The organism is Herbiconiux sp., from assembly GCF_023264855.1.
Lineage (GTDB): Bacteria > Actinomycetota > Actinomycetes > Actinomycetales > Microbacteriaceae > Herbiconiux.
The window spans coordinates 1-9,684 of record NZ_JAHFUW010000086.1; the positions used below are offsets into that span (position 1 = coordinate 1).

The window sequence follows — 9,684 nt, forward strand, 5'->3', positions numbered from 1 at the left end:
CTTCGACGCCGCCAAGCGCGCAGCCCGAGCGCGCATCGAGGGAGCGCCGAGCACGTTCATCGGCGCGATCGACGTCGGAGCCGCCCGCTCGGCGAGCATCTTCCCCCTGCCGTCCAGATCCGTGGATGCCGACGGCACCGTCGTCGTCACCGAATACCGGGTCGCCGCGAGAGTCGCGCTGCGCGACGGCCGCGAGACCACCAGAGCCAAAAACGACGAGACCAACAGACGAGCCGCCCCACCCCGCGTAGCCCAGTGGAAGAACTCCCTCCTCGACCTGAGCCTCCGCAACCGCCTGATCAACTTCACCGACCGCGCCGGCTACTCCCTGGCCGTGCCGAGCGCATCCCTCGCGCACCTCGAAGACCAGATCAACGCCGGCATCCATCTGTCGCTCCGCCCCTCCAATGCGGTCAGCGCCGTCGACCGCGAGCGCAAGATCCAGTTCGGCCGCGACCTCCCCGACGACACACGCGCCCAGCTGCTCGCCGACCGCAAGGAGGCGTTCATCGACATCACCGAGGAGTCGTACGCCACCAAGCTCCGCTACCTCGCCTACAAGGCGAAGACGATCGTGGAGGAGACGGGTGCGAACAACCTCTACCTCGCCTTCGGGATGCTGCACTGGACGTTCAACGACCGCGAGCTCCGATCGCCCCTCATCCTGGTTCCCGTGAGGCTGACGACGGCGAACCGCGGGTCGCTCTACCGCCTGACCCTCGATGAGTCCGGCGCATCCACTCCCAACTACTGCCTGCTCGAGAAGCTGTCGCAGGCCTACGACCTCACGATTCCAGGTCTGGCCGATCCGGTCCAGGATGGCGCGGGCATCGACCTCCAGGCCGCCTTCACCGCCACCCGCCAGGCCATGCTCGATGCGCACCTCCCGTTCCGGGTCGACGACACCGTGAACCTGGGCATCCTGCAGTTCGCCAAGTACCGCCTCTGGAAAGACCTCGACGAGAACTGGGAGTCCCTCGCCGGCAACCCGCTGGTGAAGCACCTCATCGAGACGCCGACGGCGCCGTTCATCGACCCCGTTCCCGAGGCGACGGCCGAGAACGCCGTCGACCTCGATGCCTTAAGCGCCCAGTGCCCGGTGCCCGCCGACTCCTCGCAGCTCGAGGCAGTGGCCGAAGCTGCGCAAGGCCGCACCTTCGTGCTCGAGGGCCCTCCCGGCACCGGCAAGTCGCAGACCATCACGAACCTGCTCGCGAAGGCACTCACCGACGGCAAGCGCGTGCTCTTCGTGGCCGAGAAGCGTGCCGCCCTCGCCGTGGTGCAGCGCCGACTCGAAGAGATCGGCCTGGGCCCGTTCTCGCTAGACCTGCACGACAAGGGCGCGCGCCCCGCCGCGGTGCGCTCGCAGATCAAGGCCGCTCTCGAGCATCGCGTGACGACGGATGGCGCCGCCCTCAGCACCAACCTCGAGATCGCGAACTCCAACCGGCGCACGCTCTCGCGTTACGCCGACCGCCTGCATGAGAAGAACTCGGCCGGTCTCTCCCTCTACTCTGCCCGCACGAGCGAGCTGGCGGCCGACGCGTTCGTGCCCGAGATGCCCGTCCCGTCGGCGCTGGTCTCCGGCGGCTCGCCCGACGACTTCGAGGCGATCCGGGTGGCCCTCCGCGACCTCCCCGAGACGGCCGACTACGTGCGTCCGCAGCGGGTGAACCCCTGGGGCTTCGTCGTCGACCGACCGGATGCCCCGGCCGACTCGACCGCGGTGCACATCGCCGCGCAGGCCCTCGACCAGGCGATCGCGGCGGCACTCGACGCGGGTGCGACCTTCGACTTCTTCGCACTCGCGAACTCCCCCGAGCAGCTCGCCGACTGGTCCCGCATCGACGGCTACCAGCGCGAACCGCTCGCCACCATCGACGCGGCGCGCAACACCACGACGCCCAGCGCCTGGAACACCGCGGCGCAAGCAGTCGTCGACCGGCTGGCCGCCCTCACGCAGTCGCCCCCGGCCTGGTTGCAGCAGGCCCAACCCGAGGCCGTCGCCCTCGACATCGCGGGCATCCACGCCGAGGCCCTCGCCGCCGACCAGTCCGGCTTCTTCGGTCGCAAGAAGCGCCGGCGCGCGGTCGCCGCTAAGCTGGCCCCGGCCCTGCGCTCCCCCGACGCGGTCGATCTCAAGCAGCTCTCGACCCTCACCGGCCAGATCGCCGAGTCGGCCGCCTACCTCCAGTCCCTGCGCGCCTACGTGCACCAGCTCGACGGCGTGCGGATCGCCGCCGACTGGAACCCCCTTCGCCAGAGCGACGCCGAATCGGTGACCGCGCAGATCGCCTGGCTCCGCTGGGTCGGCACGACCATCGGCGTCCGCCCCGGTGAGGAGCCGGACGCGTTCACCCGCGAGTGCCGCCGCCTGTACGAGACCATGCCCGCGGATGCCTCCCGCGCCGCCGCGATCGCAGCGCTGGCAACAGCGTGGTCGGTTCTCATCACGGCAGCACACACCACGGCAAGCGATCTCGGCGCGTGGGCCTCCGGCTCGGCAGGCATGACGGGCGCGACGGGCCACGTCGCCTCGACCAGCCAGACCACCTTGACAAGCCAGTCTCACGAGCCCCAGCCCCAAGCCTTCTTCGAGACCTGGGCCGCCACCCGCGCCGGCCGCAACCTCGACTCCCCCACGCCCGTCGCCCTCGACCGCTGGCTGGCCTTCACCCGCGCTCTCGAACCCCTCCGCCGCCGCGGAATGACCGCCGCGGTCAAGGCGCTCGAGGTCGGCGACCTCACAGCGGATGACGCACGCCTCTCGTTCGAGAAGGGTCTCGCCGCGGCATCCGTCGACGAACGCGAACAGACGACCACCTTGGCCGACTTCGACCCGACCGCCCACAACCGCTCGATCGAGCGCTTCACCACGAGTGCACTCGCGATCCGCGCCGAGCTGCCGAACGCCATCCCGGCGCACGTGCTGGCGCTCCGGCGTTTCGATTCGAGCGCGCCGGCCGGCCAGGTGGGTCTGCTGCGCCGTCAGCTCGAGCGCCAGCGGGGCGGGATGAGCGTGCGCACCCTGCTCGACACCTTCGGTGAGCTGATCACGCAGGTGCTGCCGATCACGCTGATGTCGCCCGAGTCGGTGGCGCGCTTCTTCCCCGCGAAGCCGGGCCTGTTCGATGTGGTCGTGTTCGACGAGGCATCGCAGATCCGGGTGGCGGATGCCGTGGGTGCGATGGGTCGCGCCGATTCGGTCGTGGTGGTCGGTGACAGCAAGCAGATGCCGCCCACCAGCTTCGGCGAGACGGCGCTCGACGCCGACGACGAGGTCGAGCTCGAGGCCGTCGTGGTGCAAGACGAGGAGTCGATCCTCTCGGAGTGCGTGCAGTCGCAGGTGCCGAGCAAGTGGCTCTCGTGGCACTACCGCAGTCAGGACGAGTCGCTCATCTCGTTCAGCAATCACCACTACTACGAGAGCCGGCTCTCGTCGTTCCCGGCGCCATTGAGGTCGGCCGAGCGGCAGTCTCTCGACGGCTACGGCGTCTCGATGGTGCGGGTGAACGGCACCTTCAACCGCGCGGGCAAGGGCAAGGAGCTGCGCACGAACCGCATCGAGGCCGAGGCGATCGTGGCCGAGATCCGCCGCCGCTTCGATGCGGCGTCGGCGGCGCAAACGGATGTCCCGCCCGCCGATTTCGAGGCCCCCTCGCTGGGCGTGGTCACGTTCAACGCCCAGCAGCGCGACTTCATCGAGAACCTGCTGCGCGACACCGGTGACGAGCGCATCCTGAACGCCCTCGACAACGACAGCGAGGGCCTGTTCGTGAAGAACCTCGAGAACGTGCAGGGCGACGAGCGCGACGCGATCCTGTTCTCGATCGCGTTCAGCGTGAACGAGAAGGGCTTCCTCCCCCTCAATTTCGGCCCTCTGCAGCGCGCCGGCGGCGAGCGCCGCCTCAACGTCGCGGTCACGCGAGCACGCCGTCAGGTGCTGCTCTTCGCGAGCTTCGACCCGTCAGAACTCCGCGCCGAGCAGACCAGCTCGATCGGAGTGAAGCACCTGAAGTCCTACCTCGAGATGGCGGCCAGCGGATCGGAAGCCCTCGAAGCCGACCCCCGCCGCACAGCGATCTTCGACCGCCACCGAGACGACATCGCCAACGAACTGCGGATGCGCGGCCTCGCGGTGAAGACGGACGTCGGCCTCTCCGACTTCCGCGTCGACCTGAGCATCGCGCCGGCAGACGCCCCCGACCGCCCCCTGCTGGCGGTCCTCCTCGACGGCGACTCCTGGAAGTCCCGTCGCACGGTCGCCGACCGAGACGGTCTCCCCACCGAGGTGCTGAAGAACCTGATGCACTGGCCGGCGGTCGAGCGCGTCTGGCTCCCGGAGTGGTTGCACGCCCGCGAGGCGGTGCTCGACCGCCTCGAACTGGCGATCGCCGACGTCCAGGCGGCCGAAGTCAACGGCGCCCAGCTCGCCCGAGTCGACTCCATGGTCGAGCAGGCCGTTCAGGCCGACGAGGAGATCGACAGCCCCACGTCGCTGGCAGCAGCGCCCGCGCTCTCCGCAGAAGCGCCGACCAGCGACGACCTCGCCGCAGCGGATGCGCCCGACCTCTTCAAGAACCTGGCGAGCGCACCTGCCGCGCAGCGCTCCGTCATCGACGACCTCATCGAGCCCTACGTCCCGTGGATCCCACGAAGGGTCGGCTCGATCGCCGTCCTAGACGCGCTCCCCCGTCACGACGCCGCCCGAGCAGTGGAGGCCGTCATCCGAGAGATCGTGGCGACGGAAGGCCCGGTGCACCTGGTCAGGCTGGCGAAGCTCGTGGCGTCCGCGTTCGACCTGAACAAGGTCGCCCAATCCCGAGCAACAGCCATCCTGAGCTTCGTCCCACCAGAGATGAAGGCGCGCTCAACCGAGCCCTTCGCCTGGCCAACCGAGCTCGACCCGGCGACGTGGCGCCGATCACGCTCCTCGCAGCAGGGCGAAGCCCGCCCCCTCGATCACGTCTCCCTCGTCGAGATCGCCAACGCGATGTCGATCGTCGCGGAGGCCTCGGCAGGTCTGGCGGAGCCCGACCTCAAGCGCGAGGCCCTGGCGATTTTCGGTGGCAAACGAATGACGGAAGCAATCAGCACCCGCCTCGATGCAGCTCTGACGTGGGCCATCGAAAACGGCCGCCTGCAGCGGACAGACCTCGGTATCATCCAGGCCGTCAACCTCAGCTAGCCAACCCGCGCAAGCCCTCCCGATGACGGGTGGGATGAAGCCTTATCCCCGCCCTTTCGTTCTCCGCCCTGCCGACCGAGCGAACCGACCTGGACGAGCTGGCCTCGGAACTCGAGCGCGTCCTGTGGTCCCTCACGCGAGCTCGACAACGCCGAGTGTGAAATCGCTCGAACGCAGAAACAATTCGATGCCGCGCGCCCGCTCCGACAAATTGTCCGCAAACTCGTGCAGAACTTCTCCCGGAATCAACCCGCCAGACGCCGACGACCGCCACTCGAATTCCTGCCCGTGGTGATCCCTGAGCCCGAGCAGTGGCCCGGCGAAACGCCTGATCGCCCGTGCGTCGTTTAGATGCAGACGAAGCACGATCGAGTCGCCGATGACTTCGACATAGCTCAGAACGAACTCGCTGCCGTCGGGCAATACCCCGTCCTGGTCGACTGGGATGAACCGCGGCCTGCTCATTGCGCTTCGCCTACGATCTCTCTATTCATGCCGCGATCACGACTGCGCTGTCGCCCTTTTCGAAGGTCCGCCTACACGGAGATAGCATGCCTTGCTGATTATTGCTCATTACCCTACTGTGATCAACGTTCGGGGGAACGGATATCCACCGCAGTGTTATCCAGTTGAAGGGTCAACGATGATCACATTCCCCCATGTCCGCACCACGCAGGTCCGCCTGTGCGTCGCAGCCGCCATGGCCGTCACGTGCGCAGCCATGCTGATCGCCCCCGGAACGGCGTCGGCGAGCACGCTTACCGAGAGCGAAGCCACACCCCCGGTCCAGGTCGAGCCAATCGATCCGAGTGATCCCGTCATCCACACCGACGGCACCATCACCGGCGGCGACAGCGACCTCCTCGGAACCGACCGCTGCGGTAGCACGGCATCCTTCCCTCCCTTCGGTGGGTACGGCCCTGTCTCTCAGGCGACTTGTGCTTACATCGGCTCACCGGGAGCGATGGCCGGCTACACCTGGTCGATCGCTCCCTTCTCGCGGTCGGAAGCCTGTGTGTCAGGGCTCGGGTACAACGCCGCTAAATCGCCCGTCTACTTCGGTGTCGGCTGCGGCAAGAGCGGCGCGAAGAACGTCTCGTGGGGCAATGTCTTCGGCTACCAGAAGCTCAAGGCCTATGCGACAGGCCTTCTCACTGCCGGGATGATCGCTTGGCACTGACCACCACCAGCAGACGGGCCACCGCGACGGGAGCGATCTCGTTCGCGGTGCTCGTCTGCTCTTCGTGTGCGGGCACGGCAAATCCCGCCGCACACGATCTGGACGCAGAGCTCGCGACTCTCGAACCCGCACTCTCGTGCGTACGGGCCCTACCGCTGTTCGACGACGTCTACCACCTGGCCTCGATGAGAGGGACGATCTGCGTCGACAGCGATGGGTCGATCACGCAGATCCGCGTCTTCGACTCACCGACTGCCAGCCTGGTGGCATTGCAAGACTGGGCCATCGACCCCGACAGCCAATGGCTCGTCCAGAACAGCAACTGGTTCGCAATCGGTCCACGCCAGCACGTCGAAGATGTGGCCGCCCAAGCCGAGGTCGCACTGCGGCCCACGCAGTCCATCCCGGTTCTACCCAGGGGCTACCAGCCAGACCCGCTCGACGAATGCGCTCAGTTCGTGAGCAGCACTGCCTCCACCTATTTGACGGATGCGTCGATGTTCGACTCCGACAGAGCCGCCTTCGAAAAGGTGCTCCCAGGCGTCACGACCGAAGTCGAGTCGTTGATCCAGAAGCCAGCTTCAGCCGAACTCCGCGGGCTGGCTCCGGAAGATCTGGCCTTCGAATCCGAATTCTCGCGCCTGGGCCCAGACGTGAAGTCATTCTGCCGCGACTCCTCGACAGCCGCCCCCAACTGAACGGACCGCTCATGCCTCCACGCCTCACAGCTCGCCAGATCTTCATCACGGGCATCGTTCTCGCAGCGATCGGAGCCGCCCTGGCGTTGGTCACCGACGGATGGTTGACGGTGATCTTCCAATCGGCCGATGTCCCCCACGCAATCGCCGGATCCATCGCGATCGTCGTCCGAGAGATCTGCATGACTCTCGGATTGGTCCTGATCGGTGTCTCACTCTTGGCCCGAGTAGTGGAATCCGCCACCCCAGGCAGCTAGAACGGCAGCTGAAAGTCGCGAGTTCGTCCCATGCCTCGGGCGGCGGCCCCAGCGTGTCCCATGCCGGCGCCTCAGCGGCTCCGCTGGTTACTGCTCTCTTGCTTCAGCACGATTTCGACCACGAGGGCCGCAGAGACAACGCCTGAACTCCTCGGCAGAATGAGCCCATGCCTCTCTACAGCTACTCAGATTCCGGACTTTGTCCTCTCCCGAGAACGAGTTTCGCTGCCGAGCAGATCAGAGAACGGCAAGACATCCAGCGGCTCCTCCTCGACCGCATCGAGATACTGGGCGAAGACCTATTGGCGATAGCCGAGGAGTACAGCCTTTTCGACGATTCACGCCGTCGGGTCGACATTCTCGCGCTGGATCGTAAGGGCGGGCTCGTTGTGATCGAGCTCAAGCGCACCGAAGACGGTGGACACATGGAGCTGCAGGCTTTGCGCTATGTAGCGATGGTCTCGACCATCACACTCGACCACCTAATCGAAACGTATGCTGATGCCCACGAAGTCGAGGTCTCCGACGCTCGACAGACGATCACAAACTGGATCGATGGACCCATCGACGAGCTGGCAAATCAGGTCCGCATCATTCTCGTTTCCGCCGACTTCAGCACAGAGATCACCAGCACCGTCCTTTGGCTGAATGACAACTACGGCACCGACATATCCTGCTTCCGGATCGTGGCATACAAGCTTCACGGTGAAGTGTTGCTTGACCTGCAGCAGATCATTCCGTTGCCCGAAGCGAAGTCGTTCCAGATCCAGCAGCGCCGAAAAGGCGCGTCAAACACAGTCAACCGCGAGAGCGGACGCGATTTCACCCGCTACAACGTCTCCGTCGGGTCAGAACACATTGCCAATGCAAGCAAGCAGAGCGCCGTGAAGTTCGCAGTGTCCGAGGCGTTCAAAGCGGGCGTAGACCGCGCGAGAATCCTTGAAGCAACCCTTGGCCACCGCTGGCACGTCGTGAACCCCCGACTCGGCGAATCTGTGCAGGATGCCTTCGTCCGCGAGGCCTCAGGTAGCAGCCCTAAGCATCGGTGGTAGGACCTTGGCATCGTTGACAGTGAGGGCACGTGGATTATGCCGCGCTTCGGCGGCCCAGAGACCGAGCAATTTCTTGCGGCCCTTACGCAAGCGTCAGCACCTGGTATCCCCATCGAATGGAGTCGCAGCTCATCGCCGAATGCAGAGATATAAGCCGGTGATCGTCTATGCAAACCGAACTGTTGTACCTGATCGTGCTTGCGGCTGAGACAGCGTGATGCGATCAACGCTTTCGAAATCGCCAACAAACGCATCGACCGTCCACGCCAGCGAACCCCTCGGCTTCGCGCGCGAACGCATCTGCCGCCATCCGGGTTTCCACATGCAGGCTTCGACCGCACGTGCGAACGCGCTCCGGGCCGTTCGATCCGTCAAAACCTCGGCGACTGCCCAGCACGATCAGACCACCAGTTGCGAAAGCGGCGCAACTGCGGGATGCAATCGCCCGCCGACGAGCAGCACGATTATTCGCTGGCGTGCGCGAGAGAAGACGACGTAGAGCAGCCTGCTCGTCTTCCGAAACGGCTCGACCTCCTTGCCCATGAAGTCTCCTTCGCGAAGGACGACGATGGTCGCGTCCGCCTCGCGACCCTTGGTTTGATACAGATTCATCAATTGCACCTCTCGCGGGCTGAGTACCGAGTCGGTTAGAGCGGCGTAGCCAGCCTCGCGCGCTTCAGCCGAGATTGTCGCGACGATCTGCGTACTGCTCTGATCCCTTCCTTGCCGACTCGCACGGGCGTGCATCACCGCAATTAGAACGCCTGCCTGCGCCCATGCGCCTGACTTCTGCGGCAATCCAAGAGTGTCGTGGGCCGCACGCGCTTCGTCGACCGCCGCCTCGACTGCTACGGCGTCAGTCAACCGGCCGCGAAGTGCAATCAGCCGTTCGAGGAGCGTCTGCGGGCCGGTGCCGTTCAGGATCTGCGTTGCCAGCACCGGCACCTGGGCACCACGCTGCGCGCTCGTCAGGAAGACCGCGAGTGACTCGAGCACGTCCTCCCACGAAGCTTCGCCAAATCGGAACTGCATCATCGTCACTTGGGCGTCCAAAGCCGCCGCGAGCGCATCACTCAGCCCGACAATGTCGTGCTCGATGCCCTCTGCTTCGAGCGCATCCGACAGTGACGCAAGCATGTCGTTGTGGTGGGTGAAGACCGCCACACCGAGTCCCTCGCTGCTGAGTTCGGGGTCAAGTCCCGTGGAGTGGTGTAACGAACATTCTTCGAGAATGAGCTTGGCTACGCAGTCAACGTGAGGGGTAGTTCCACAGCCACCTCCTCAGCAACGTTGTCCGTGATGAGGCGAA

General features: G+C 65.7%; 6 protein-coding genes. 4 read left to right on the plus strand and 2 right to left on the minus strand.

Features of this window, described 5'->3' with window-relative positions; all coding sequences use genetic code 11:
• Positions 1–5,188 (plus strand): DUF4011 domain-containing protein (locus Q0D75_RS20635; RefSeq protein ID WP_291057702.1); only part of this gene is annotated, 5,188 nt, incomplete at its 5' end.
• Positions 5,189–5,320: 132 nt separating this feature from the next.
• Here the strand turns inward: Q0D75_RS20635 and Q0D75_RS20640 are convergent.
• Positions 5,321–5,653 (minus strand): hypothetical protein, encoded by a 333-nt coding sequence (locus Q0D75_RS20640; RefSeq protein WP_291057704.1) that lies wholly within the window; start codon positions 5,651–5,653, stop codon positions 5,321–5,323.
• Between the two features lie 178 nt (positions 5,654–5,831).
• On the opposite strand from Q0D75_RS20640, the gene Q0D75_RS20645 reads away from it, so the two are divergent.
• The 3 genes from Q0D75_RS20645 (at position 5,832) to Q0D75_RS20655 (ending at position 8,375) form a co-directional block, all read left to right on the plus strand.
• Entirely contained in the window at positions 5,832–6,368 is a 537-nt protein-coding gene (locus Q0D75_RS20645) for a hypothetical protein (protein ID WP_291057706.1), read from the plus strand.
• Entirely contained in the window at positions 6,359–7,066 is a 708-nt protein-coding gene (locus Q0D75_RS20650; RefSeq protein ID WP_291057708.1) for a hypothetical protein, read from the plus strand. Before Q0D75_RS20645 ends, Q0D75_RS20650 begins: the two co-directional genes overlap by 10 nt.
• A gap of 424 nt (positions 7,067–7,490) precedes the next feature.
• Positions 7,491–8,375 (plus strand): endonuclease NucS domain-containing protein, encoded by an 885-nt coding sequence (locus tag Q0D75_RS20655; protein WP_291057710.1) that lies wholly within the window; start codon positions 7,491–7,493, stop codon positions 8,373–8,375.
• A 399-nt stretch (positions 8,376–8,774) separates the two neighbouring features.
• On the opposite strand, the gene Q0D75_RS20660 is transcribed toward Q0D75_RS20655, so the two are convergent.
• The gene (locus tag Q0D75_RS20660; RefSeq protein ID WP_291057712.1) at positions 8,775–9,539 is read right to left on the minus strand and encodes a hypothetical protein; all 765 of its coding nucleotides are present in this window, start codon (positions 9,537–9,539) and stop codon (positions 8,775–8,777) included.
• Between the last annotated feature and the right edge of the window lie 145 nt (positions 9,540–9,684).